The organism is Pseudomonas sp. B3G-3 (genome assembly GCF_028640915.1).
Taxonomy (GTDB): domain Bacteria; phylum Pseudomonadota; class Gammaproteobacteria; order Pseudomonadales; family Pseudomonadaceae; genus Aquipseudomonas; species Aquipseudomonas chlororaphis_I.
This window is the reverse complement of the sequence record NZ_JAQZAB010000096.1, coordinates 35660-60885: the sequence shown is the minus strand read 5'-3', so window position 1 is coordinate 60885 and position 25226 is coordinate 35660. Positions and strand designations below refer to the sequence as shown.

The window sequence follows — 25226 nt, the reverse complement described above, 5'->3', positions numbered from 1 at the left end:
GACCGCGATCAGAGGCCAGCCGGCAACGGCTGCTTGAGCCACAGCTGGGCGTTCTTTTCCAGGCTGCCGTCGGCCTTGGCGGTGGTGAGGATCTGGTTGACCTTGTCCAGCAGCTCCGGCTGGTTCTTGTTCACGCCGACATAGACCGGGGAATCCTTGAGCTTGACCTTCATCGCCGGGATGCGTTTCGGGTTGCGCTCGCTGATGGCGACCATCACCACGTTGCCGCTGGCGATCAGGTCGACCTGGCCGGCCAGGTAGGCGGCGATGGTCGAGTTGTTGTCCTCGAAGCGCTTGATGGTCACGCCTTGCGGGGCCACGGCGGTCAGTTCGATGTCTTCGATGGCGCCACGGGTGACGCTGATGGTCTTGCCCTTGAGGTCGTCGAGGGTGGCGACCGGCGCCTCGGGTGGGCCGAATACCGCCAGGTAGAAGGGTGCGTAGGCCTGGGAGAAGTCGATGACCTTCTCGCGCTCCGGATTCTTGCCGAGGCTGGAGATCACCAGGTCGACCTTGCCGGTGGTCAGGAACGGAATGCGGTTGGTGCTGTTGACCGGCGTCAGTTCGAGCTTGACCTTGAGCTGGTCGGCCAGCAGTTTCGCGGTGTCGATATCCAGGCCGCGGGGTTTCATGTCCGGACCGACCGAGCCGAACGGCGGGAAATCCTGGGGCACGGCCACCTTGAGGGTGCCACGGGCGACGACATCGTCCAGGCCGTTGGCGTGGGCGGGCATCTGACTCAGCATCAGACTGGCAAACAGGGCAGAGAGCAGGGCGCTGAAACGCTTGGTCATGGCAAATCTCCGGATTCACGGGAAGTGATTTCTGCGCAGCGACACAGCACAGGCCGTGCCAAGCGCCGGTAAAAGCCCTGGAGTGCTGGGTTTTGCTGGTTTTGTTCGGTCTTACTGGTCTGAACAGTTGTTGGCGTTTCTGCCCCCTTATCGAGCGTCCGGCGATGCGCCCGAACCCCCTTGGGGCACGACTTGCCGGGCTCGGCGAATAGCTTTACAACTAGCTTTTTCCTGGACCGGCCAGCCTGAATTTTATGAACTCGATCTCCCGCGCCGTACCCGAGGTGGCGCTGCAAGCCATCCGCCAATTGATCAACGAGCGCGGCTTCGGCCCGGGCGATGCGCTGCCGTCGCAGCGCGATCTGGCCGTGCAACTGGGGGTCAGCCGAGCCTCGTTGCGCGAGGCGCTGTCGTCCTTGAGCGCCTTGGGCGTGATCAGCGTGCAGCCCGGCAAGGGCGTGTTCGTGCAGGCCGCGGAGTCGCCGGTCAATGGCGTGGGGCTGAGCTGGCCGTTCGCGGCCCAGGCCTCGCCGACGGATATCTTTCAGCTGCGTTATGCCCTGGAAGGCTTCGCCGCGGGGCTGGCGGCCGTGACCCTGACCGCCGACGAGCTGGATGCGCTGCAGGACAATGTCGAGGCCATGCGCAACGAGCTGCGGGCGGCGGATTTCGAGGCGGCGGCGCGGCTGGACTTCGAGTTTCACCAGAAGATCCTACAGGCCAGCGGCAATCAGGCAATGGTGAGCATTCTCAGTACCAGCGCGGAGATCTTCCTGGAGAGCCAGAAACTACCGTTCATCCGGCCCGAGCGGGCCATGGAAACTTGGCAGGAACACCGCAAGATCCTGCGCGGGCTGGCCCGGCATGCCTCTGGAGCGGCGCAGAAGGCCATGCAGGAGCATGTGCGTGGCGCGGCGTTGCGCACCGGAATCGCCTTTGTCACCCCCGCATAGTTTCCAGTTGAGCTATACCCAAATTCATCGGGCACCATAGCGAGAGTCAATCAACTCCGGCTTCCTGAACGCGGGAAGGGCGGCTATGATGGGCCACGTTTTTTTGCTTACAACCTGGAGACTTCCATGAGCAGCGATCTTATCAAACACGTTAGCGACGCTAGCTTCGAGGCTGACGTACTCAAGGCCGAAGGCGCTGTACTGGTCGACTACTGGGCTGAGTGGTGCGGCCCATGCAAAATGATCGCTCCGGTCCTGGACGAAATCGCTGAAACCTACAAAGGCAAGCTGACCGTTGCCAAGCTGAACATCGACGAAAACCAGGAAACCCCGGCCAAGCATGGCGTGCGTGGTATCCCGACGCTGATGCTGTTCAAGAACGGCAACGTCGAAGCCACCAAGGTCGGCGCACTGTCCAAGTCGCAACTGGCTGCTTTCCTCGACGCCAACATCTAAGCGTCGTTGTAAATCGCATCAAAAAAGCCCCGTAAATAGCGGGGCTTTTTCATTATTCAGGGCTAGACGCTCAGAAACTCAGGTGTTACATTCGGCCCCGCACTGGTTTCTCCTCTGCCCCCTGCAAGCCGTCGCCGACGCTCTCCTTTTCGAATAAGTACGCGATCCTGTCGCCTTCTCCGCGGCGCGGCATCATTAAGCCAAAAGCTTAATTTCCCCCCTCCATAAATGATTACGTCATTCCTATATGAATCTGACTGAACTCAAGCAAAAGCCGATTACCGAACTGCTCGAATTGGCCGAACAGATGGGCATAGAAAATATGGCCCGTTCGCGCAAGCAGGACGTGATTTTCTCCCTGCTGAAAAAGCACGCTAAAAGCGGCGAGGAAATCTCCGGTGATGGCGTGCTGGAGATCCTCCAGGACGGCTTCGGCTTTCTTCGCTCCTCCGACGCCTCCTATCTGGCCGGCCCAGACGATATCTACGTCTCCCCGAGCCAGATCCGTCGTTTCAACTTGCGCACCGGTGACACCATCGTTGGCAAGATCCGCCCTCCAAAGGAAGGCGAGCGTTACTTCGCACTGCTGAAGGTCGACACGATCAACTACGATCGTCCCGAGAACGCGAAGAACAAGATCCTGTTCGAAAACCTGACGCCGCTGTTCCCGACCGTGCGCATGAAGATGGAAGCCGGCAACGGTTCCACCGAAGACCTGACCGGTCGTGTCATCGACCTGTGCGCCCCGATCGGTAAAGGCCAGCGTGGTCTGATCGTTGCTCCGCCGAAAGCGGGCAAGACCATCATGCTGCAGAACATCGCGTCGAACATCACCCGCAACAACCCAGAAGTTCATCTGATCGTGCTGCTGATCGACGAACGTCCGGAAGAAGTGACCGAGATGCAGCGCACCGTGCGCGGCGAAGTGGTCGCCTCCACCTTCGACGAACCGCCAACCCGCCACGTGCAGGTTGCCGAGATGGTGATCGAGAAGGCCAAGCGCCTGGTCGAACACAAGAAGGACGTGGTGATCCTGCTCGACTCCATCACCCGCCTGGCTCGTGCCTACAACACCGTGATCCCGAGCTCCGGCAAGGTGCTGACCGGTGGTGTCGATGCCCACGCCCTGGAAAAACCGAAGCGTTTCTTCGGCGCCGCGCGGAACATCGAAGAAGGCGGCTCGCTGACCATCATTGCCACCGCGCTGGTTGAAACCGGCTCGAAGATGGACGAAGTGATCTACGAAGAGTTCAAGGGCACCGGCAATATGGAGCTGCCTCTGGACCGCAAGATCGCCGAGAAGCGTGTATTCCCGGCCATCAACATCAACCGTTCCGGCACCCGCCGCGAAGAGTTGCTGACCGCCGACGACGAGCTGCAGCGCATGTGGATCCTGCGCAAGCTGCTGCATCCTATGGATGAAGTCGCCGCCATCGAGTTCCTGGTCGACAAGCTGAAACAGACCAAGACCAACGATGAGTTCTTCCTGTCGATGAAACGCAAGTAAGTCGAGCGGGACCGCAAAAGCCGGGGAAACCCGGCTTTTTGCTATCTGATTATTGATGAACGGCAGTTCACTGTTCTGAACAGTCGGGTTCGGCGCTAAACTGCCAGCCCCGAACGCCACGGCCAAAACGAGGCTCACGCATGCAGTATCGCGACTTGCGCGACTTTATCAGCGGTCTGGAACAGCGCGGCGAACTCAAGCGCATCCAGGTTCCGGTGTCCCCAGTGCTGGAAATGACCGAGGTCTGCGATCGCACCTTGCGTGCCAAAGGTCCGGCCCTGCTGTTTGAAAAGCCCACCGGCTACGACATTCCGGTGCTGGGCAACCTGTTCGGCACCCCGGAGCGCGTGGCGCTGGGCATGGGCGCCGAAGCGGTCAGCGAACTGCGGGAAATCGGCAAGCTGCTGGCCTTCCTCAAGGAGCCCGAGCCGCCCAAGGGACTGAAGGATGCCTGGTCCAAGCTGCCGATCTTCCGCAAGATCATTTCCATGGCGCCAAAAGTCGTCAAGGACGCGATCTGCCAGGAAGTGGTCATCGAAGGCGATGACGTCGACCTGGCGATGCTGCCGGTGCAGACCTGCTGGCCGGGCGATGTCGGCCCGCTGATCACCTGGGGCCTGACCGTCACCAAGGGCCCGAACAAGGACCGGCAGAACCTCGGGATCTATCGCCAGCAGGTGATCGGTCGCAACAAGGTGATCATGCGCTGGTTGAGCCACCGTGGCGGCGCGCTGGATTACCGCGAGTGGTGCGAGAAGCACCCGGGCCAGCCGTTCCCGGTATCCGTGGCCCTGGGAGCCGACCCGGCGACCATCCTCGGCGCCGTGACGCCGGTGCCGGACAGCCTCTCCGAATACGCCTTCGCCGGCCTGCTGCGGGGCAACCGCACCGAGCTGGTGAAATGCCGTGGCAACGACCTGCAAGTGCCGGCCACCGCGGAAATCATCCTGGAAGGGGTGATTCATCCGGGCGAGATGGCCGATGAAGGCCCGTATGGCGACCACACCGGCTACTACAACGAAGTCGACAGCTTCCCGGTGTTCACCGTCGAGCGCATCACCCACCGGATCAAGCCGATCTACCACAGCACCTACACCGGTCGTCCGCCGGATGAGCCGGCGATTCTCGGCGTGGCGCTGAACGAAGTATTCGTGCCTATCCTGCAGAAGCAGTTCCCGGAAATCACCGACTTCTACCTGCCGCCCGAAGGCTGCTCGTACCGCATGGCGGTGGTGACCATGAAGAAGCAATACCCCGGCCACGCCAAGCGGGTAATGCTCGGTGTCTGGTCGTTTTTGCGACAGTTCATGTACACCAAGTTCGTTATCGTCACTGACGACGATATCAACGCGCGCGACTGGAACGACGTGATCTGGGCCATCACCACGCGCATGGACCCCAAGCGCGACACGGTGATGATCGATAACACGCCGATCGACTACCTCGACTTCGCCTCGCCGGTCTCCGGCCTGGGTTCGAAGATGGGGCTCGATGCCACGCATAAGTGGCCCGGTGAAACCACTCGCGAGTGGGGCCGGGTGATCGTCAAGGATGAGGCGGTGACTCGCCGGATCGATGCCATCTGGAATCAGTTAGGAATAGATTGATGCGTGTAACCTTGCAGCCCTCCGGAGCGGTGCTTGAGACGCTGCCCGGCGAGCGGATTCTCGATGCGGCGCGGCGCCTGGGCTATGAATGCCCGCAAAGCTGCCGCAATGGCAACTGTCATGTGTGCTGTGCCTTGCTGGTGGAGGGCAGGGTCCTGCAGGCCGGCGATGTGCGCGATCACGGCGAGTTCTACACTTGCATTGCAGAGCCGCTGGAAGACTGCATCGTGCTGTGGGATGGCGTCCTTGCGCTGGGAGAGCTGCCGGTGCGCAGTCTGTCGTGTCAGGTCACCGAGTGTCTGGAAGTCGGCGGCGATGTCTGGCGGGTCCGCCTGCGGGCGCCGGCCGGCAAGCCACCGCGTTATCACGCCGGCCAGTACCTGATGCTCGAACGGGAGAATGGCGAGAAATCGGCGTTCTCCCTGGCCTCGGCGCCGCACGCCGGGCGCGAGCTGGAGCTGCACGTACTGGTGCGCGAAAGCAGTGCACAAAACCTGATCGAACAGCTGCAGCGCAATGGCAATGTGCGCATCGAGTTGCCGTTTGGCGATACCCACCTGGCCGAGCTGCCAGACGGACCGCTGGTGCTGATCGCCGCCGGCACCGGCATGGCGCAGATGCACAGCCTGATCGAGCATTGCCGGGCCAAGGGCTTCAAATACCCGGTGCACCTGTACTGGGGTGTGCGCCGGCCGGACGACTTCTACCAGATCGAACACTGGGACGAATGGAAGAAGCTGCCCAACCTGTTCCTGCACAAGGTGGTCAGCGACCTCTGTGGCTGGGAAGGGCGCTGCGGCATGCTGCACGAGGCGGTGAGCGAGGACATTGCCGACCTGTCGGCGGTGCATGTCTACGCCAGCGGCTCGCCAGCGATGATCTACGCGACCCTGGACGCGCTGGTCGAAGCGGGCATGGATGCGCACCAGATGCGCGCCGATGTATTTGCCTACGCCCCTCGGTCCTGAGTTCTCGAGACTGTCCCTCGTTATAACTTCCTATATAGCCCATCGGTATTTATTTAATTAGGTAAATGCCGGTAGGTTATATGCCACGCATTATTGAAAGTTAAAACTCTTCGATGGCACTTAACTTGCCTTGAAACACTTGAAACATATGTGTCTTGGAGTTACAGCCGTGCGTTCTATTAAGTAATTCTTTATACGCGGGGAGCCGAACGCTATTCGCCATGACAGCCATTGAATCCAGTTTTTTGAATCTGGCTTACCCTCCGCGGCTCGACCTGGGGCCGCAGCTCACCCACGAACAGCTCCTCAGCTCGATGCAGTCCACCATGGCACGCCACAAGGGCGGGCCGGTCTGGTTGTTTGCCTACGGTTCGCTGATCTGGCGCCCCGAATGTTCGGCGGTCGAGCGCATGCGCGGGCGGGTGCATGGCTACCATCGCGGTTTATACCTGTGGTCCCATGAACACCGTGGCACGCCGGAGAAGCCGGGGCTGGTCTTTGGCCTGGATCGTGGCGGTTCCTGCAGCGGCTTCGCCTACCGCTTGCCGGAAGAACAGCTGGAAACCTCGCTGTATGCGCTGTGGCAGCGCGAGATGCCGTACCCGTCCTATCGCCCGCACTGGCTCAACTGCCGTCTCGAAGACGGTAGCCGGGTTCAGGCCCTGGGGTTCGTTCTGGAGCGACACCTGCCCAGCTATGCCGGCAACCTGCCGGACCATGTGCTGAGCCAGGTATTTGAAAGCGCCTGCGGGCGCTACGGCACCACTCGCGATTATGTCGAGCAGACCGTGCACGCCCTGCGTAGCCACGCCATGCCAGACCGTAATCTGGAGGCGCGGCTCAAGCGCTGTAAGTCAGCAACCCACTAGGCAATGGCTTCGCGGCTCTGGCTGGCGACCTGTTTGTGCCACAGGGTCGGGGCCAGGAAGGCCATCGACAGCAGGCAGGCGCCTACCAGCAGGACAAAACCGCCGTCCCAGCCGAAGTGGTCCACGGTGTAGCCCATCGCCGCGCTGGCCGCGACCGAGCCACCCAGGTAGCCGAACAGGCCGGTAAAGCCCGCGGCGGTGCCGGCGGCTTTCTTCGGTGCCAGTTCCAGGGCCTGCAGGCCGATCAGCATCACCGGGCCGTAGATCAGGAAGCCGATGGAGAACAGCGCGATCATGTCGATGGTCGGGTTGCCGGCCGGGTTCAGCCAGTACACCAGGGTCGCCACGGTCACCAGCGCCATGAACACCATGCCGGTCAGGCCACGGTTGCCACGGAAGATCTTGTCCGACATCCAGCCGCATAGCAGGGTGCCCGGAATCCCCGCCCACTCGTAGAAGAAGTACGCCCATGAGGTTTTATCCACGGTGAAGTGCTTGGCTTCCTTGAGGTAGGTCGGCGCCCAGTCCAGTACGCCGTAGCGCAGCAGGTAGACGAAGACGTTGGCCATGGCGATGTACCAGAGCATTTTGTTGCGCAGCACGTATTTGACGAAGATTTCCTTGGCGCTGAATTCTTCTTCGTGGCTGGCGTCGTAGCCTTCCGGGTAGTCGTTCTTGTATTTCTCGATTGGCGGCAGGCCGACCGATTGCGGGGTGTCGCGCATGGTGACGAAGGCGAACAGCGCCACCATCAAGGCCACGGCGGCCGGGACGTAGAACGCCGCGTGCCAGTCGTTGAACCAGCCCATGCCGAGCAGGAACAGCGGGCCGATCAGGCCGCCGCCGACGTTGTGCGCAACGTTCCATACCGAAACCACGCCGCCGCGTTCCTTCTGCGACCACCAGTGCACCATGGTCCGCCCGCTTGGCGGCCAGCCCATGCCCTGGGCCCAACCGTTGATGAACAGCAGGATGAACATCATGGTCACGCTGGATGTGGCCCAGGGTGCGAAACCGAAAATGAACATCACCCCGGCCGACACCAGCAGGCCGAAGGGCAGGAAGTAGCGCGGGTTGGAGCGGTCGGACACCAGGCCCATGAGGAACTTGGACAGGCCGTAGGCGATGGCGATCGCCGACATGGCCAGGCCCAGCTGACCGCGGGTGTAACCCTCTTCGATCAGGTACGGCATGGCCAGGGAGAAGTTCTTGCGCAGCAGGTAGTAGCCGGCGTAGCCGATGAAGATCCCGGCGAAGATCTGCCAGCGCAGGCGGCGGTAGGTGCTGTCTATTTTTTCGTCAGGCAGGGGCGCCTGGTGTGCGGCAGGTCGAAAGAAAGCAAACATTCAAGAGCTCCAAATTTCTTGTTTTGACTGCGGATGCGAATGTTACAGTTTCGTTACCGAAAATAGCACTGCATCTTATCTGGGAGCACGCAACACAGGAGCATTTGCATGTTCTTTTACGAACATGTCGCTTAAAGATAAGCAGGGGGCGTTTCTGGTGCCGGCGGCTGCGGCGGGTGGGAGAAGAGCTTGCTCACGATAAACAGGTTCATCCGGTTATTGCGAGCAGGCTCCGATAGAGCGCAGGGGCTTCAGCGAACCTGGACCACCACCTTGCCCACCGCCTTGCGCTGGCCAAGATCGTTGATGGCGCTGGCGGCGTTGCTCAGCGGATAGACCTGCGAGACCAGCGGTTTCAACTTGCCTTCGGCGAACCAGCCGAACAACTGCTGGAAGTTCGCCGCGTTGTCCTGGGGCTGGCGCTGGGCGAACGAACCCCAGAACACACCCACCACCGCGGCGCCCTTGAGCAGCGCCAGGTTGACCGGCAGCTCGGGAATGCGTCCGCTGGCAAAACCCACCACCAGCAGCCGGCCGTTCCAGGCGATGGAGCGGATGGCCTGGTCGAACAGGTCGCCGCCGACCGGGTCGTAGATCACGTCGGCGCCCTGGCCGTCGGTCAGGCGCTTGACCTCGTCCTTCAGGCTGGTTTCGCTGTAGTTGATCAACTCATCGGCGCCGGCGGCCTTGGCCACCGCGAGTTTCTCGGCGCTGCTGGCGGCGGCGATGACCCGGGCGCCCATGGCCTTGCCGATTTCCACCGCCGCCAGGCCGACACCGCCAGAAGCGCCGAGTACCAGCAGGGTTTCACCCGGTTGCAGGTTGCCGCGTTGCTTGAGGGCATGCATCGAGGTGCCGTAGGTCATGCTGAAGGCGGCAGCGGTATTGAAGTCCATCGACGCTGGAATCGGCAGGACGTTGTAGCCCGGCACCGCCACTTCCTCGGCGAAGCTGCCCCAGCCGGTCAGCGCCATGACCCGGTCGCCGACCTTGAGGTGGCTCACCTTCTCGCCGACAGCGCCGACCACTCCCGCGGCCTCGCCACCGGGCGAGAACGGGAAGGGCGGCTTGAACTGGTATTTGCCCTCGATGATCAGCGTGTCCGGGAAGTTCACCCCGGCTGCGTGCACCTGCAGCAGGATTTCGTTCTTCTTCGGTACAGGACTCGCGACGTCTTCCAGCACCAGCGTTTCGGCGGGGCCGAAGGCTTTGCACAGCACGGCTTTCATCAGGGCTATTCCTTTGGGAGTGATGGCCGATAAGTGTAGGTGGGTGAATAACGCGGTCAACGAGCATGCCCCAGCCTGATAACCAGCCATAAGCTTTGTGCTTGGGCTCAGGCAGAGGGGCCTTTATGCTAGACCGCCTACCGGATAAGGAGCGAATTGTGAAAGCGTGGATCATGTTGATGCTGGCCCTGTCTCTGCCCATGGCAGCCATGGCCGAGGAAGCTAAAGAGGGCGAAGCACCGAAAGTCAGTTACATCAGCCTGAACCCGCCGTTCGTGGGTAACTACGGCCTGGATGGCGGCCCCAAGCTCAAGGTCTACAAGGCTGACGTCGCCCTGCGGGTGACCGGCGATGCCGCCGCCCAGGCGGTGAGGGCCAACGAGCCGTTGATCCGCAACCAGCTGGTGGCGCTGTTCGCCCAGCAGACCACGGAAACCATGAACAACGTCGAAGCCAAGGAAAAGCTGCGCCAGGAAGCCCTGAAGCAGACCCAGCAGGTGATGAACGACGAAACCGGCAAGCCGGTGGTGGAAGACCTGCTGTTCAACAACCTGATCATCCAGTAACGCTGGATCCGTAGGAGCGAGGCTTGCCCGCGATAGCGATATCGCGGACCCCGCCAAATTCCAGCCTGACGGCTGATCGCGAGCAAGCTTCGCTCCTACCAGTCGCTCAGGACGCCAGGCTCCTGCGAAACCTCGCCAGGGCAATGCCGAAGAACAGCAGGCCGATCACCGCCAGGGCCAGCAGGTCTGGCCAGACCACCCTGATGCCGGCATCGCGAAACAGGATCGCGGCGCTGAGGCTGACGAAGTGCGTCGACGGCGAGCCCTGCATCACCCATTGCAGCCACTGAGGCATGCTGTCCAACGGGGTGCTGCCGCCCGACAGCAGCAACATCGGGATGATCACCGGAATCGCCAGCAAGCCGAATTGCGGGGTCGAACGCGCCAGCGTGGCGAGAAAGATCCCCAGCGCGGTGCTGGCGAACAGGTAAAGCGCGGTCACCGCGAGGAACAGCCCCAGCGAACCGGCCAGCGGCACGCCCAGCACGCCTTTGACGATCACCTCCAGCGACACCCAGGTGCAGAGCACCACCACCAGCATGTTGCTCCAGATCTTCGCCAGCATGATTTCCAGGGCGGTCAGCGGCAGCACCAGCAGATGGTCTAGGGTGCCGTGCTCGCGCTCGCGCAGCAGCGCCGTACCGGTCAGGACGATGGCCAGGATGGTGATGTTGTTGACGATCTGGATCACCGCCAGAAACCAGCCGCCCTGCAGATTGGTGTTGAACAGCGCGCGGCTGGTCAGTTGGGCCGGCATCCGGCTCGCCGGGTCGGCCTGGCTGTAGTTCGACAGTTCACGCTGGAAAATCCGCCCGATATAACCGGCGCCCATGAAGGCCTGGCTCATGGCGGTGGCGTCGACATTCACTTGCACGCTGGGTTGGCGCCCGGCCAGCAGGTCGTTCTGGAAGTTGGCCGGCACATTGATGACGAAGGTGAACTGGCCGCTGTCCATGACCTGGTCCAGCTGGTCGTAGGGCAACGGCTCCGGGTTCTGGAATTCCGGGGGTTGCAGGGCCTCGGCCAGCTGGCGCGAGAGATGGCTGTGGTCTTCGTCCACCAGCGCGACGCTGGCGTTGTGCACGCCGATCACCGACCCGGCCGCGGGCATGTAGATGGCCACGGTGAAGGCGTACAGCAGGAACAGCAGCAACACGCTGTCGTGTCGCAGGCTGGTGAGTTCCTTGAGGCCCAGGCGCAGGATGTGGTTGAACCGGTGCATCAGGCCTCCTGCTTTTTCAGCATCGCCAGGCTCAGCCCGGTGAACCCGAGGAAGAACCCGAACAGCGCCAGGCACTGTGGCCACAGCTGGCGCAGGTCCAGGGCCTTGGTGAAGGTGCCGACGGCAATGTCGAGGAAGTAACCGGCGGGGAACAGCTGCCCCATCAGCGCCGCGGCGCCGTCCAGCGACGAGCGCGGCACGATCAGTCCGGAGAACTGGATGGTCGGCAGGCTGGTGATGATCATGGTGCCGAGGATCGCCGCGATCTGGGTGCGGGTGAAGGCGGAAATCAGCAGGCCCAGGCTGGTGGTGGCCAGCACGTACAGCAGGCCGCCGAAGGCCAGGGTCAGGCCGCTGCCCTTGAAGGGCACGCCGAACAGCCAGCGGTTCATGGCCACCAGCAGCGCCAGGTTGATCAGGCTCAGGCCCAGGTAAGGCGCCTGCTTGCCCAGGAGAAACTCCAGGCGCTTGAGCGGCGTGGCGTAGAAGTTGGTGATCGAGCCCAGTTCCTTCTCGCGCACGATGCCCAGCGCCGTGAGCATCGCCGGGATGAACGCCAGGATCAGCGCCATCACCCCGGGGCCGATGGCATTCACGCTGACCACGTCCTGGTTGTAGCGAAAGCGCGTTTCCAGGCGGGCCGCGGGGGGCCGCCCCGGGGCCCGGCTGCTGTGTTCGGCCAGCAATTCGATATTGGCTTGATGCACTGCTTCGACATAGTTGCGACTGGTCTCGGCGCGAAACGGCATGCCGCCGTCGAGCCAGGCGGCCACCGCGGGCTGGCGCCCGGCGTACAGATCGCGACCGAAGCCGGGGGGAATCTCCAGGGCCAGCTTGATCTCCGAGCGTTGCAGGCGCCGGTGCAGCTCGGCGGCGTCACGGATCGGCTTCTGCTCCTTGAAGTAGCGGGAGCTGCGGAAGGCTTCCAGGTAGGCGCGGCTTTGCGGCGTCTGGTCCTGGTCGTAGACGGCGAAGGCGAGGTTTTCCACGTCCAGGGAAATGCCGTAGCCAAAGATCACCATCATGAACAGCGCCCCGAGCAAGGCGAAGCTCAGGCGCACCCGGTCGCGCATCAGCTCCTTGCCTTCACGGGTGGCCACGGCGATCAGGCGCGACAGGCTGAAGCGCCGACCGTCACTGTGCATGGCGCTGGCGACCTCGGGCTGTTCCGTGGCTGGGGGCGGTGGTTCCGACGTGCCCTGGGCGTCTTCCAGGCAGCGGACAAAAGCGGCTTCCAGGGTTTCGCCGGCGAACTGTTGCTGCAGGGCGGCCGGCGTATCGCAAGCCAGCACCTGGCCGGCGTGCATCAGCGAGATGCGGTCGCAGCGCTGGGCTTCGTTCATGAAGTGGGTGGACAGAAAGATCGTCACCCCCTGTTCCCGCGACAGCTCGATCAACAGGCGCCAGAAGTCATCGCGGGCCGCCGGGTCGACGCCCGAGGTCGGCTCGTCGAGGATCAACACTTCCGGACGGTGCAGCACCGCCACCGCCAGGGACAGGCGCTGGCGCAAGCCCAGGGGCAGGGCGCCGGAGGGTTGTTCGGCAATCTCCTGGAGGGCGAAACGGCGGATCAGCTCTTCGATCCGCGGGCCGCTCTCGGCCTTGTGCAGGTCGAACAGCCTGGCGTGCAGCACCAGGTTCTGGCGCACGCTGAGTTCGCCGTACAGCGAAAAGCTCTGGGACATGAAGCCCACGCGCTTGCGGGTGGCCAGGTCCTTGGCGTCCACCGGGTTGCCCAGCAGTTTGGCGCTGCCCTCGGTGGCCGGCATCAGCCCGGTCAGGACCTTCATGGTGGTGGTCTTGCCGCAGCCGTTGGAACCGAGGAAGCCGAAAATCTCGCCCCGGCCAATGGCGAAGCTGACCTTGTTCACGGCGGTGAAATCGCCGAAACGCAAGGTCAGCTCATGGGCCTCGATGGCGATTTGCTGATCGCCTGCGGTTCTGGGCGGAATCACCAGCGGCTGGTTGTCATGCCCGCTGTCGCCCTGAAAGTGGGTGAAGGCGTCGTCGAGCTTGCCACTGGGCGTGACGATGGCCAGTTCCCGGCTCAAGCCCTGGGCAATCAGCCGGCCGCGGTCGAGCATCAGGCAGTGTTCGAACTGTTCGGCTTCCTCCATATAGGCGGTGGCCACCAGCAGCGTCAGTTGCGGGCGCTGGCGGCGAACCTCGTCCACCAGTTCCCAGAAGCGCCGCCGCGACAGCGGGTCGACACCGGTGGTGGGCTCGTCAAGGATCAGCAGGTCCGGCTCATGGATCAGCGCGCAGCACAGCCCGAGCTTCTGCTTCATCCCACCGGACAGCTTGCCCGCGGGCCGTTCGGCGAAGCGCAGCAGGTCGGTGGCCAGCAACAGGTTGTGCATGCGCTGTTCGCATTGGCTTTTCGACAGGCCGAACAGGGTGGCGAAGAAGCGGATGTTTTCCTGGATCGACAGCTCGGGATACAGGTTGCCGCCCAGGCCCTGGGGCATGAAGGCGATCCGTGCGTACAGGCTGTTGCGATGGCGACGTTGCTCGATGGAGCCGCCGAGCACTTGCAGTTGGCCCTGCTGCAGCTTCTTCACCCCGGCGATCAAGCCCAGCAGGCTCGACTTGCCGGCGCCATCCGGGCCGATCAGCCCGCAGCGGGTGCCGGCGGGCAGGCTGAAGGTGAGGTCGGCCAGGGCCTGTTGCGAGCCATAACGGTGATTGATGCCGGTGGCCTGCAGCGCCAGCTCGTTCATTGCAGATTGGCCGGCCAGTCCACGGTCGCGGTGCGCACGTAGCCGGCGCCGGGCATGCCTGGCTTGGCCTGCGGAACGGCGCTGGGTTCGGTCAGCCGCAGCTTGACGCGGAACACCAGTTTTTGGCGCTCATCGCGGGTTTCCACTTCCTTGGGGGTGAACTGGGACTTGGCCGCGACAAAGCTGATTTTCGCCGGCAGCGGTTGATCGGGCAGGGCGTCGAGCAGGATCCGCGCCTCGCTGCCGACGGCCAGGCGGCCGGTCACCGAAGCGGACAGGTAGAGGTTCATGTACTGGTCGCTCGGGTCGATCAGCAGCAACACCCGGCCGCCGGCGCCCAGCACCTCGCCCGGTTCGGCCAGGCGCAGCTGGATGATGCCGTCGATGGGCGCACGCAGGCTGCTGTCGTCGATCTCGCTGGTCAGCTGGGCGACCAGCGCCTTGGCCGAGCCAATGGCAGCGCGCACCGCGGCGACCTGGGCCTGGGCTGCCTGGACGGCGGCGTTGCCAGTGTTCAGGCGCGCCTGCTGCTGGTCGATGATCTGCTGGCTGGCGAAACCACGCTTGAACAGTTCCCGGGAGCGCTTGAGTTCCTGGTTGGCCAGCAGCAGTTCGCTCTGGCGCAGCTGCACGTTGGCTTCGGCCGCCGCGAGGTTTTCCCGGGTGCGCACCACATCGGCCTCGGCCTGGGCGCGCTGGGCTTCCAGGGTGCGGGTGTCCATGCGGGCCAGCAGTTGGTCCTTGGATACTTTGTCGCCTTCGTCGACCAGCACTTCGGCCAGGCGTCCGGGCGTCTTGCTGGCGATCTGCACTTCGGTGGCTTCAAGCCGGCCGTTGCCCATGCTCAGGCCTTCGGGCAGGCGGTCCAGGGTGGATTTCCAATAACCAAAACCGCCCGCGATCAGCAGCAATGCCAGCAAGGCGAAGGCAAAAAGACGGGAGGAGCGGTGATTCGTCGGCATTGGGGGTATCCCTGCGGCTATAGCATTCTAGTCTGGCGGCTCAAGCCGTTAGGCGACTTGATGTCCGTCAAATGAACGGGCAAGCCTAGTACGTTGTGCGCGGGATGCCTGCCTGAGTAGCGCTGGCGGCCTGTTCAGCGCAACGCGAGTACTGCCGCCCACTGTTCGGCGGTCACCGGCATCACGGACAGCCGGCTGCCTTTCTGCACCAGGGGCAGCTCGGCGAGGGCGCTTTGCTGCTTCAGATAATCCAGGCGCAGCACCTTGGGGAAGGTTTCGACATGGGCGACGTCGACGGCGCTCCAGGCGTTTTTCTCGGCGCTGGCCTTGGGATCGAAGTGTGGGTTTTCCGGTTCCAGGGCGGTCGGATCCGGGTAGGCGGCCTCGATGATCTGGCCGATCCCGGCAATGCCCGGCTCGGGGCAGCTGGAGTGATAAAAGAAGAACTGGTCACCCACCGCCATGTTGCGCAGGAAGTTTCGCGCCTGGTAGTTGCGCACGCCGTCCCAGCGCGCCTGTTTCTTGAGTGCCAGGCCCTCGATCGAGAGTTCTTCCGGTTCGGATTTCATCAGCCAATAGGCCATTTTCTTTGCTCTCCAGAGGGACGTGGGCAAGTTGTCGGGCGATTTTATGACAAACCGACAGTCGGTTGACGTCAGCATTTGCGTGTCGGTTCACGTTATCGCAGAATGCCGGGATTTTAAGCTTGACGCTGCTGCACGGCCTGTTATGGAAACCGTTGCTGTCATCGTGTGTGATTTGCCTGAGGGGGGCAATCGATGCAACGCAAACCGGATTTACTATGGATTTTGGTTATTTTGTTCGGTTTGGGCGTGGTGACAACCGGTTATGCGCAGAGCTTGTGGGCCAACAAGACCGACGCTCCGGTCGAACTCGCGCAACAGCAGCAGCCTTACAAACGTTGATCCCTTCCAGGGCGCCGCTCTCTTGTGGTGGCGCCTATTTCGCGAAATACCATTTCTTGTCTGTCACCGTTCCTTGCAGCGGTACATCCCAGCTCGCCTGATCCAGTTTCGCGACTTTCTGACATTCATGGGCCAGCCCCAGCAGCGTCGGCTTGCGCCAGCTTTTGCGCCGTGCCAGATAGGCCAGGCTGCGATCATAGAAACCACCGCCCATTCCCAGGCGTCCACCCGCCTCATCGAAGCCGACCAGCGGCAACAGCACCAGGTCCAGCGCCCAGACCTTGCGTTGCCGGGCCAGGCTTCTCCGTGGCTCGGGAATGCGGAAGCGGTTGGGGCGCAGTTTTTCCCCGGGGCGAACGCGCTGAAACACCATCTTGGTCTGGGGCCAGGCGCTGAGCACCGGCAGATAGGTCGCCTTGCCCCGGCGTTGCGCGGCCAGCAGCAGCGGGCGCGGATCGATTTCACCGTCCATGGGCAGGTAAAGGGAGATGTGCCTGGCGCGGCGGAACAGCGGATGCTGCGCCAGTTGCCGATACAGCCCACGAGAGGCCTGGCGTTGTTCGCTGGCGGTGAGGGCGCGGCGGGCTTTGCGCAGTATGCGTCGAAGTTGCGGGCGGGAAAGCGGCGCCGGTTCGGTCATGGTCGCTCGGGTCCGGGTGGGGTACGGCAGGACAGCGTATCAAATAACCCTGAACTGAAAAAAAACGGAGCCGAAAAAAATAATGCCAGCTATTTGCATAGCTGGCATTGGTATTGAATTCAGGCTCCCCGGATGAACCGCTGTCGACTTAGCCCTTGAACCCGAAAGTTCAAGGCGGAAGATGCAGTAGGCGTTAAGGCTTTCCGTCTAGCGGACATGCACACCGGCCCAACGTGCAACTTCCAGGGTAGTGCGAATCGGCTCAGGGACATCGCCAACTGGCAAGCACCCCAGGGAGTGGTGGGGATTATACCGCAACCACCCTCAGGAATCAGCCTTGGTTGTATCGGTGTCGGTGGCAAGCACCAGATCCACGCGCTCGAGCAGATCGCGCACCTGTTCGCGGGTCGAACCGCTGGCTTGCACGTCAGGGCGGTCCTGCTTGTGCAGCAGATCGTGGGTAATGTTGAGGGCGGCCATCACGGCGATACGATCGGCGCCAATGACTTTGCCGCTGCTGCGGATCTCACGCATCTTGCCATCCAGGTACCGGGCGGCGCTCACCAGATTGCTACGTTCTTCCTGGGGGCAGATGATCGAATACTCTTTGTCGAGGATCTGCACGGTAACGCTATTGCTTGAACTCATGAGTCTTGCTCCAGGGCCTTGAGGCGCGAAATCATCGATTCGACCTTACGCCGGGCGATTTCGTTTTTTTCAATGAGGTGCGCGCGTTCCTCGCGCCAAGTCTTTTCCTGAGCTAATAAGAGTGCGTTTTGACTCTTTAGTTGCTCGACCCGGCCAATTAGCAGTTCGAGTCTAGCCATCAGCGCTTGCAGATCGGTGTCTTCCATTGGATCCCACTGGATTTGTCTGATGAGTGGCAACTGCCCGGGCAAACGAGTTGACGGCCTCGATGGTCTTGGCGCGTCTGCCGATGCTAGGATACAAGGCCTCCATTCTAGACATTGCGCCGCTTGGCGCCTAGCTACCCATGCCCATTCAGAATTCCCCGTACAACGCCTTCGCCACCCTGCTCAGCAGCAGCGGTCACCCTGTCTCGCCTGCCGAATTGCATGGCCTGTTGCTGGGTCGCAGCTGCGCCGGCGCCGGCTTCGAGGTCGACGGCTGGCTGATCGACGCCGCCGAACTGCTCGAAGGCGAGCCGCAGGACAATGTTCGCAACGCCTTGATCGGCCTGCAGGAAATGGTCAAGGGCGAACTGACCAGCGACGACATGACCGTCGTTCTGCTGCTGCCCACCGACGACGCCCCGCTGGCCGAGCGCGCCGCGGCCCTGGGTCAATGGTGCCAGGGTTTCCTCACCGGCTTCGGCCTGAACTCCCGTGACAGCAGCGCCCTGAGCGCCGAGGCCACGGAAGTGTTGCAGGACCTTGCGGCGATCGCCCAGGTGCAGGACGCACTGGAAGAGTCCGACGACGGCGAAAGCGACTACATGGAAGTGATGGAATACCTGCGGGTCGCCCCGCTGCTGCTGTTTACCGAGACCAACAAGACGGTTGAACCGGCCGCCAAGCCTTCTCTGCACTGATCGTTCGATAGGGAAATCCGTCTGCCCATGATCCATATCCCGAAATCGGAATACACCCGCCGCCGCAAGGCGCTCATGGCGCAGATGGAACCCAACAGCATCGCGATCCTGCCGGCTGCCGCGGTGGCGATCCGCAACCGCGACGTCGAGCATGTCTACCGCCAGGACAGCGATTTCCAGTACCTCAGCGGTTTCCCCGAACCCCAGGCGGTGATCGTGCTGATGCCCGGTCGCGAGCATGGCGAGTACATCCTGTTCTGCCGCGAGCGCAATGCCGAGCGTGAACTCTGGGACGGCCTGCGGGCTGGCCAGGAAGGCGCGATTCGCGATTACGGCGCCGACGATGCCTTTCCCATCACCGATATCGACGACATCCTGCCGGGCCTTATCGAAGGCCGCGACCGGGTGTATTCGGCCATGGGCAGCAACCCCGAGTTCGATCGCCACCTGATGGAATGGATCAATGTGATCCGCTCCAAGGCGCACCTGGGCGCCCAGCCGCCGAACGAATTCGTTGCCCTGGATCATCTGCTGCACGACATGCGCCTGTATAAATCGGCGGCGGAAGTGAAGGTGATGCGCGAGGCCGCGCGGATTTCCGCCCAGGCCCATATTCGGGCCATGCAGGCCAGCCGCGCCGGCTTGTACGAGTTCAGCCTGGAAGCCGAGCTGGACTACGAGTTCCGCCGGGGCGGGGCGAAGATGCCGGCCTACGGCTCGATCGTCGCCGCCGGGCGCAACAGCTGCATCCTGCATTACCAGCAGAACGACGCGTTGCTCAAGGACGGCGATCTGGTGCTGATCGACGCCGGTTGCGAGATCGATTGTTATGCCAGCGATATCACCCGCACCTGGCCGGTGAACGGCAAGTTTTCCGCCGAGCAGAAGGCGATCTACGAGCTGGTGCTGGCCTCCCAGGAAGCCGCCTTTGCCGAGATCGCGCCGAACAAGCACTGGAACCAGGCTCACGAGGCGACCGTCAAGGTGATCACCGCCGGGCTGGTCAAGCTGGGGCTGCTCGAAGGCGAGGTGGACGAGTTGATCGCCAGCGAAGCCTACAAGGCGTTTTACATGCACCGCGCCGGCCACTGGCTGGGCATGGATGTGCATGATGTCGGCGAGTACAAGGTCGGCGGCGAATGGCGGGTGCTGGAAGTCGGCATGGCCCTGACGGTCGAGCCGGGTATCTACATCGCGCCGGACAATCAGAACGTGGCGAAGAAATGGCGCGGCATTGGCGTGCGCATCGAGGATGACGTGGTGGTAACCAAGCAAGGCTGTGAAATTCTCACCGGTGGCGTGCCAAAAACCGTGGCCGAGATCGAGGCCCTGATGGCCGCCGCACGGAGCCATGCAGCATGAACCGGGTCAATCTGGCGATCATCGGCGGTGGCCTGGTCGGTGCCAGCCTGGCCCTGGCCTTGCAGGCCGGCGCCAAGGAGCGCGGCTGGAAAATCGTGCTGATCGAGCCGTTCGCTCCGGGCGATACCTATCAGCCCAGCTACGACGCGCGTTCTTCGGCGCTGTCGTTCGGCGCGCGGCAGATCTATCAACGGCTGGGTGTGTGGCAGGAAATCTCCCGCCGCGCCGAGCCGATCAAACAGATCCATGTCTCCGACCGTGGACGGTTTTCCACCGCGCGGCTGTCGGCCATGGAGGAGGGCGTTCCCGCCCTGGGTTATGTGGTGGAAAACGCCTGGCTCGGCCAATGCCTCTGGCAGGGGCTGGACAAGGACGTGGTGAGCTGGCGCTGCCCGGCCGAAGTCACGCGCATGGAGCCGCTGGAAGACGGCTATCGCCTGACCCTCAACGATGAAACCAGCCTGGATTGCGAGCTGGCGGTGCTGGCCGACGGCGGTCGCTCCGGGCTGCGCGAGCAACTGGGTATCGGGGTGAAAAAGCGCCCCTACAACCAGAGCGCGCTGATCGCCAATATCACCCCGAGCGAAGCCCATAACGGCATGGCCTTCGAGCGCTTCACCGACGACGGCCCGATGGCCCTGCTGCCGCTGCCGGAGAACCGCTGCGCGCTGGTCTGGACCCGTCTGGGCATGGACGCGCAGCGCCTGGCCGCGCTGGATGAACGCAGCTTCCTCAGCGAATTGCAGGGGGTATTCGGTTATCGCCTGGGCACCCTGAAACAGGTCGGCGCGCGGCATCTTTACCCGCTGTCGCTGGTGGAGGCCGAGGAGCAGGTGCGTCCTCATCTGGTGGTGCTGGGCAACGCCGCCCACAGCCTGCATCCGATTGCCGGGCAGGGTTTCAACCTGTCGTTGCGTGACGCCCAGGCGCTGGCCGATGCCTTGCTGGTCAGCCCGACGCCGCCCGGCGATTTCAGCATCTTGCAGGCCTACCGCGAGCGGCAGCGGCTGGACCAGGACCTGACCGTGGGCTTCTCCGACCAGGTCACCCGCTTGTTCGGCAGCAAGCTGCCGCTGGTGTCCCTGGGGCGCAATATCGGGCTGCTGGGCCTGGACCTGCTGCCGCCGGCCAAGCGCTGGTTCGCCCGGCAAGCCATGGGCCTGGGTACCCGTCCCGATGCGTGAGTGGCTGAGCCCGCGACCGGGCATGGAAATCCAGCACAGTGTCGGCAGCCAGGCAGCGCGGCTCGACAAAACCCTTTACGTGCGGCTCAAGCCGCAAGCGAGACAGGCTTAAAGCATGGAAATGCGTGCAGATCTGCTGATTGTCGGGGCCGGAATGGTCGGGAGCGCCCTGGCGCTGGCGTTGCAGGACAGCGGCCTGGAAGTGCTGCTGCTCGATGGCAGCCCGCTGAAGGTCAAGCCCTTCGACAGCGAAGCGCCGTTCGAGCCGCGGGTGAGCGCGTTGTCGGCGGCCAGCCAGCGGATTCTCGAGCGCCTGGGTGTCTGGGAAGGGGTAACCCGGCGGCGCAGCAGCCCGTATGCCGAGATGCAGGTCTGGGATGGCAGCGGCACCGGGCAGATTCATTTCTCGGCCGCCAGCGTGCATGCCGAGGCGCTGGGCCACATCGTTGAAAACCGGGTGGTCCAGGACGCGCTCCTGGAGCGCCTGCACAACTGCGACATCGGCCTGCTGGCCAATGCCCGCCTGGAGCAGATGCGCCGTTCCGGCGACGACTGGCTGCTGACCCTGGCCGATGGCCGCAGCCTGCGCGCGCCGCTGGTGATCGCCGCCGATGGCGCCAATTCGGCGGTGCGGCGCCTGACCGGCTGCGCCACCCGCGAATGGGATTACCTGCATCACGCCATCGTGACCAGCGTGTGCTGCGCCGAGCCACACCAAAGGACCGCCTGGCAGCGTTTCACCGACAACGGCCCGCTGGCCTTCCTGCCGCTGGAGCGCGACGGTCAGCATGACTGGTGCTCGATTGTCTGGTCGACCACGCCCAGCGAGGCCGAACGCCTGATGGCGCTGGACGACAGCGATTTCTGCCGAGAACTGGAGCGCGCCTTCGAAGGCCGCCTGGGCGCGGTGTTGAGCGCCGATCCGCGGCTCTGTGTGCCGTTGCGCCAGCGTCATGCCAAGCGTTACGTGGCGGAAGGCCTGGCGCTGATCGGCGACGCGGCTCATACCATCCATCCGCTGGCCGGGCAGGGGGTCAACCTGGGCTTCCTCGATGCCGCGGTACTGGCCGAGGTGCTGCTGCAGGCGGCCAGCCGCGGCGAACGTCTGGCCGACACCAAGGTGCTCAGCCGTTACGAGCGGCGGCGCATGCCGCACAACCTGGCGCTGATGGCGGCGATGGAGGGCTTCGAGCGGCTGTTCCAGGCCGATCCGCTGCCGCTGCGCTGGTTGCGTAACACCGGGTTGAAAATGGTCGATCAGATGCCCGAGGCCAAGGCGCTGTTCGTGCGCCAGGCACTGGGCCTCACCGGGGATCTGCCGGAACTGGCCAAGGCCTGATCCCAATGGCCTCATCGCGAGCAAGCTCGCTCCTACAGTATCGGCGCTCCCCCTGTAGGAGCGAGCTTGCTCGCGATCGGATCGCCCGGCCAATGTTCCCTCGACGGGTTATGCAACATCTCGTAACGCCTCGGCCGCCGGTTCAGTTTGAGAAGCTAAATAGTAGTCCTTATCATTTACTCCCCTTTGATTTCGAGAGACCGCTCCCATGTTGGCACCGAAGCGTCTACTGACCGCCCTGGCCCTCACCCTCATTGGCGGTACTGTCCAGGCAGCCGACGAAGTGGTGGTCTACTCCTCGCGTATCGACGAACTGATCAAGCCGGTCTTCGATCTCTACACCCAGAAAACCGGGGTCCAGGTGAAGTTCATCACCGACAAGGAAGCGCCGCTGATGCAGCGGATCAAGGCCGAGGGCGAGAACGCCACCGCCGACCTGCTGCTCACCGTCGATGCCGGCAACCTGTGGCAAGCCGAGCAGATGGGCATCCTGCAGCCGTTCACCTCCAAGGTGATCGACGCCAACATCCCCCTGCAATACCGCGCCGCCTCGCACGCCTGGACCGGCCTGAGCCTGCGGGCGCGGACCATCGCCTACTCCACCGCGCGGGTGAAACCGTCCGAACTGACCACCTACGAAGCCCTGGCTGACAAGCAGTGGGAAGGCCGCCTGTGCCTGCGCACGGCGAAGAAGGTCTACAACCAGTCGCTGACCGCGACCCTGATCGAAACCCATGGCGCGGCGAAAACAGAAGAAATCGTCAAGGGCTGGGTCAACAACCTGTCCACCGACGTGTTCTCCGACGACGTCGCGGTGCTCGAGGCGATCAACGCCGGCCAGTGCGACGTGGGCATCGTCAACACCTACTACTACGGCCGCCTGCACAAGCAGAAGCCGGATCTGCCGGTCAAACTGTTCTGGCCGAACCAGGGCGATCGCGGCGTGCACGTCAACCTGTCGGGCATCGGCCTGACCAAGCACGCTCCGCATCCGGAAGCCGCCAAGGCCCTGGTGGAGTGGATGACTACCGAGGAAGCGCAGAAGATCTTCGCAGACGTGAACCAGGAGTTCCCGGCCAACCCGAGCGTGCCGCCGTCCGCCGAAGTGGCCGCCTGGGGCAAGTTCGTGGCTGACACCCTGCCGGTGGAAGTCGCCGGCAAGCGTCAGGCCGAGGCCATTCGCCTGATGGACCGTGCTGGCTGGAACTGATCCGCTGGTTATACTGCGCCCCGCCTTTGCGGGGCGTTTTGTTTAGCCGGTTCGCCATTGCCTTTTATTGATCCATCCCGCTCGAGAGTCTTTCGTGGCCCATCCCGCCCAACGTCGCTGGTACCCGCTGGTTTTTGCCGTCGCCGCCCTGGTGCTGCTGCCGCTGAGCGTGCTGCTGCTGTCGTGGCAGGTGGTCGACCAGCAGATCTGGTCGCACCTGTGGGAGACCCAGATGCCGCGCCTGTTGGGCAACACCCTGACCCTGGTGCTGGGCGTCGGTGTGGGCGTGACGCTGCTGGGGGTGAGCCTGGCCTGGCTGACCAGCCTCTGCGAGTTTCCCGGAAGGCGCTGGCTGGACTGGGCGCTGATGCTGCCCTTTGCGATTCCGGCCTACGTGCTGGCCTTTGTCTTCGTCGGCCTGCTGGACTTTTCCGGCCCGGTGCAGACCCTGTTGCGCGAATGGTTCGGCACGGGCCTGCGCCTGCCGCGGGTGCGTTCCACCGGCGGGGTGATCCTGGTCCTGGTGCTGGTGTTCTATCCCTATGTGTATCTGCTGGCGCGCACCGCGTTCCTGGCCCAGGGCAAAGGCCTGATGGAGGCCGCGCGGGTGCTGGGGCAGACGCCCTGGCAAGCGTTCTGGCGCGTGGCCCTGCCCATGGCGCGGCCAGCCATCGGCGCCGGTGTGGCCCTGGCGCTGATGGAAACCCTGGCGGACTTCGGCGCGGTGGCGGTGTTCAACTTCGACACCTTCACCACCGCCATCTACAAGACCTGGTACGGCTTCTTCAGCCTGTCCAGCGCCGCGCAGCTGGCCAGCCTGTTGCTGCTGGCGGTGATGCTGGTGCTGTACGGCGAGCGTCGCGCCCGCGGCGCCAGTCGCTCCGGCAACGAGCGGCCGCGGGGCAAGGCGCTGTACCACCTGCATGGCATCAAGGCCCTGGCGGCCACGGGCTGGTGCGCGCTGGTATTCGCCTGTGCCTTCGTCATCCCGGTGCTGCAACTGGTGGTGTGGTTCTGGCAGCGTGGCCGCTTCGATCTCGACGAACGTTATGCCGGGCTGATCCTGCACACCCTGTACCTGGGCGCCATGGCGGCCCTGATCACGGTCAGCGTGGCCCTGCTGCTGGCGTTCGCCCGACGGCTGGCGCCGACCCGGGCGATCCGTTCCGGCGTCAGCCTGGCCAACCTGGGTTACGCCTTGCCGGGTTCGGTGCTGGCGGTGTCGATCATGCTGGCTTTCAGTTATCTGGACCGCGAGCTGGTGATCCCGCTGTCGGGCTGGCTCGGTGGGGCGGGTAAACCCTTGCTGCTGGGCAGTCTGGCGGCGTTGCTGCTGGCCTATCTGGTGCGGTTTATCGCGGTGGCCTACGGGCCGCTGGAAAGCAGCCTGGCGCGGATCCGCCCGTCGTTGCCGGAAGCGGCGCGCAGCCTGGGGGTCAGCGGACCACGACTGTTTTTCAAAGTGTATCTGCCGCTTTTGCTGCCCGGCACCCTGAGCGCGGCGTTGCTGGTGTTCGTCGATGTGCTCAAGGAAATGCCCGCCACCCTGCTGATGCGCCCGTTCGGCTGGGACACGCTGGCGGTGCGGATCTTCGAGATGACCAGCGAGGGCGAATGGGCGCGTGCCGCGTTGCCCGCCCTGACCCTGGTCCTGGTGGGATTGCTGCCGGTGATCGGACTGATCCGACGCTCCGCTCATCGAATCGGTTAGGTGCCAGTGTCACACCTTGCGGCTACAATGCGCGGCATTCGGTGCGGTCGATCTTTCTGATCGGGTCTCTTGAATTGTCTGAGAGCCATCTATTTCAAGGCTT

24 protein-coding genes and 1 other RNA gene are annotated in these 25226 nt (G+C 63.3%); 14 read left to right on the top strand and 11 right to left on the bottom strand.

From position 1 onward, the window contains the following. Positions 1-8: 8 nt before the first annotated feature. The gene (locus PVZ80_RS11600) at positions 9-794 is read right to left on the bottom strand and encodes a transporter substrate-binding domain-containing protein (RefSeq protein ID WP_016703202.1); all 786 of its coding nucleotides are present in this window, start codon (positions 792-794) and stop codon (positions 9-11) included. 254 nt (positions 795-1048) lie between these two features. Here PVZ80_RS11600 and PVZ80_RS11595 point away from each other — a divergent pair, with 254 nt between their 5' ends. The 6 genes from PVZ80_RS11595 to PVZ80_RS11570 all read left to right on the top strand — a co-directional run bounded on the left by PVZ80_RS11595 (position 1049) and on the right by PVZ80_RS11570 (position 7154). Further along, positions 1049-1747, top strand: coding sequence for a FadR/GntR family transcriptional regulator (locus PVZ80_RS11595; RefSeq protein WP_009051417.1), 699 nt, complete (start codon positions 1049-1051; stop codon positions 1745-1747). A 126-nt stretch (positions 1748-1873) separates the two neighbouring features. Beyond that, complete coding sequence (gene trxA / locus PVZ80_RS11590; RefSeq protein ID WP_003206727.1) at positions 1874-2203, top strand: thioredoxin TrxA; 330 nt, start codon at positions 1874-1876, stop codon at positions 2201-2203. A 247-nt stretch (positions 2204-2450) separates the two neighbouring features. Continuing rightward, the gene (gene rho / locus PVZ80_RS11585; protein ID WP_007926725.1) at positions 2451-3710 is read left to right on the top strand and encodes a transcription termination factor Rho; all 1260 of its coding nucleotides are present in this window, start codon (positions 2451-2453) and stop codon (positions 3708-3710) included. A 140-nt stretch (positions 3711-3850) separates the two neighbouring features. Next, positions 3851-5317: a 4-hydroxy-3-polyprenylbenzoate decarboxylase gene (gene ubiD, locus PVZ80_RS11580; RefSeq protein ID WP_009046125.1), complete on the top strand. Its 1467-nt coding sequence runs from the start codon at positions 3851-3853 to the stop codon at positions 5315-5317. Beyond that, positions 5317-6285: a CDP-6-deoxy-delta-3,4-glucoseen reductase gene (locus PVZ80_RS11575; RefSeq protein ID WP_016703205.1), complete on the top strand. Its 969-nt coding sequence runs from the start codon at positions 5317-5319 to the stop codon at positions 6283-6285. The genes ubiD and PVZ80_RS11575 overlap by 1 nt, the downstream gene beginning before the upstream one ends. A gap of 221 nt (positions 6286-6506) precedes the next feature. After that, positions 6507-7154 carry a gamma-glutamylcyclotransferase gene (locus PVZ80_RS11570; RefSeq protein WP_009051415.1) on the top strand — a complete coding sequence of 216 codons (648 nt, stop codon included), beginning with the start codon at positions 6507-6509 and terminating at the stop codon, positions 7152-7154. Here PVZ80_RS11570 and glpT read toward each other — a convergent pair. Then, on the bottom strand, positions 7151-8500 hold the full coding sequence (glpT, locus tag PVZ80_RS11565) for a glycerol-3-phosphate transporter (protein ID WP_007926732.1): 1350 nt from the start codon (positions 8498-8500) through the stop codon (positions 7151-7153). The two genes, PVZ80_RS11570 and glpT, sit on opposite strands and share 4 nt — an antisense overlap. A gap of 251 nt (positions 8501-8751) precedes the next feature. Beyond that, positions 8752-9729: an NADPH:quinone oxidoreductase family protein gene (locus tag PVZ80_RS11560; RefSeq protein ID WP_028683683.1), complete on the bottom strand. Its 978-nt coding sequence runs from the start codon at positions 9727-9729 to the stop codon at positions 8752-8754. Positions 9730-9887: 158 nt separating this feature from the next. Here PVZ80_RS11560 and PVZ80_RS11555 point away from each other — a divergent pair, with 158 nt between their 5' ends. Beyond that, complete coding sequence (locus PVZ80_RS11555; protein WP_009051412.1) at positions 9888-10295, top strand: flagellar basal body-associated protein FliL; 408 nt, start codon at positions 9888-9890, stop codon at positions 10293-10295. A gap of 106 nt (positions 10296-10401) precedes the next feature. Here the strand turns inward: PVZ80_RS11555 and PVZ80_RS11550 are convergent, their stop codons facing one another. The 4 genes from PVZ80_RS11550 to PVZ80_RS11535 form a co-directional block, all read right to left on the bottom strand. Next, positions 10402-11517 carry an ABC transporter permease gene (locus PVZ80_RS11550; RefSeq protein WP_009051411.1) on the bottom strand — a complete coding sequence of 372 codons (1116 nt, stop codon included), beginning with the start codon at positions 11515-11517 and terminating at the stop codon, positions 10402-10404. After that, entirely contained in the window at positions 11517-14237 is a 2721-nt protein-coding gene (rbbA, locus tag PVZ80_RS11545; RefSeq protein WP_038635980.1) for a ribosome-associated ATPase/putative transporter RbbA, read from the bottom strand. The genes PVZ80_RS11550 and rbbA overlap by 1 nt, the downstream gene beginning before the upstream one ends. Next, positions 14234-15199: an HlyD family secretion protein gene (locus PVZ80_RS11540; protein WP_009051409.1), complete on the bottom strand. Its 966-nt coding sequence runs from the start codon at positions 15197-15199 to the stop codon at positions 14234-14236. The genes rbbA and PVZ80_RS11540 overlap by 4 nt, the downstream gene beginning before the upstream one ends. A gap of 134 nt (positions 15200-15333) precedes the next feature. Beyond that, a complete protein-coding gene (locus tag PVZ80_RS11535) occupies positions 15334-15783 on the bottom strand; it encodes an EVE domain-containing protein (RefSeq protein WP_028683686.1) in 450 nt (149 codons plus the stop codon). A gap of 195 nt (positions 15784-15978) precedes the next feature. Between PVZ80_RS11535 and PVZ80_RS11530 the strand changes: the two genes are divergently transcribed. Continuing rightward, entirely contained in the window at positions 15979-16125 is a 147-nt protein-coding gene (locus tag PVZ80_RS11530) for a hypothetical protein (RefSeq protein ID WP_007926740.1), read from the top strand. A gap of 34 nt (positions 16126-16159) precedes the next feature. Here the strand turns inward: PVZ80_RS11530 and PVZ80_RS11525 are convergent, their stop codons facing one another. From PVZ80_RS11525 to PVZ80_RS11510, 4 genes are all read right to left on the bottom strand, one after another. Then, on the bottom strand, positions 16160-16765 hold the full coding sequence (locus PVZ80_RS11525; RefSeq protein ID WP_009051407.1) for a 5-formyltetrahydrofolate cyclo-ligase: 606 nt from the start codon (positions 16763-16765) through the stop codon (positions 16160-16162). A gap of 121 nt (positions 16766-16886) precedes the next feature. After that, positions 16887-17065, bottom strand: a non-coding RNA gene (gene ssrS, locus PVZ80_RS11520) — 6S RNA. Positions 17066-17089: 24 nt separating this feature from the next. Continuing rightward, the gene (locus PVZ80_RS11515; protein ID WP_007926742.1) at positions 17090-17413 is read right to left on the bottom strand and encodes a cell division protein ZapA; all 324 of its coding nucleotides are present in this window, start codon (positions 17411-17413) and stop codon (positions 17090-17092) included. Then, complete coding sequence (locus tag PVZ80_RS11510) at positions 17410-17619, bottom strand: TIGR02449 family protein (protein WP_007911197.1); 210 nt, start codon at positions 17617-17619, stop codon at positions 17410-17412. The genes PVZ80_RS11515 and PVZ80_RS11510 overlap by 4 nt, the downstream gene beginning before the upstream one ends. A gap of 140 nt (positions 17620-17759) precedes the next feature. Here PVZ80_RS11510 and PVZ80_RS11505 point away from each other — a divergent pair, with 140 nt between their 5' ends. From PVZ80_RS11505 to PVZ80_RS11480, 6 genes are all read left to right on the top strand, one after another. Next, positions 17760-18317, top strand: coding sequence for a YecA/YgfB family protein (locus PVZ80_RS11505; protein ID WP_009051406.1), 558 nt, complete (start codon positions 17760-17762; stop codon positions 18315-18317). Between the two features lie 27 nt (positions 18318-18344). Then, positions 18345-19679, top strand: a complete 1335-nt coding sequence (gene pepP, locus PVZ80_RS11500) for a Xaa-Pro aminopeptidase (protein WP_009051405.1) — start codon at positions 18345-18347, stop codon at positions 19677-19679. Beyond that, positions 19676-20863 carry a 2-octaprenyl-6-methoxyphenyl hydroxylase gene (gene ubiH / locus PVZ80_RS11495; RefSeq protein WP_009051404.1) on the top strand — a complete coding sequence of 396 codons (1188 nt, stop codon included), beginning with the start codon at positions 19676-19678 and terminating at the stop codon, positions 20861-20863. Before pepP ends, ubiH begins: the two co-directional genes overlap by 4 nt. 121 nt (positions 20864-20984) lie before the next feature. Continuing rightward, a complete protein-coding gene (locus tag PVZ80_RS11490; RefSeq protein ID WP_164485218.1) occupies positions 20985-22202 on the top strand; it encodes a 2-octaprenyl-3-methyl-6-methoxy-1,4-benzoquinol hydroxylase in 1218 nt (405 codons plus the stop codon). Positions 22203-22410: 208 nt separating this feature from the next. After that, the gene (locus PVZ80_RS11485) at positions 22411-23412 is read left to right on the top strand and encodes an extracellular solute-binding protein (RefSeq protein ID WP_016703211.1); all 1002 of its coding nucleotides are present in this window, start codon (positions 22411-22413) and stop codon (positions 23410-23412) included. A gap of 94 nt (positions 23413-23506) precedes the next feature. Next, positions 23507-25123 (top strand): ABC transporter permease, encoded by a 1617-nt coding sequence (locus tag PVZ80_RS11480; RefSeq protein ID WP_216311045.1) that lies wholly within the window; start codon positions 23507-23509, stop codon positions 25121-25123. Positions 25124-25226: the final 103 nt, after the last annotated feature.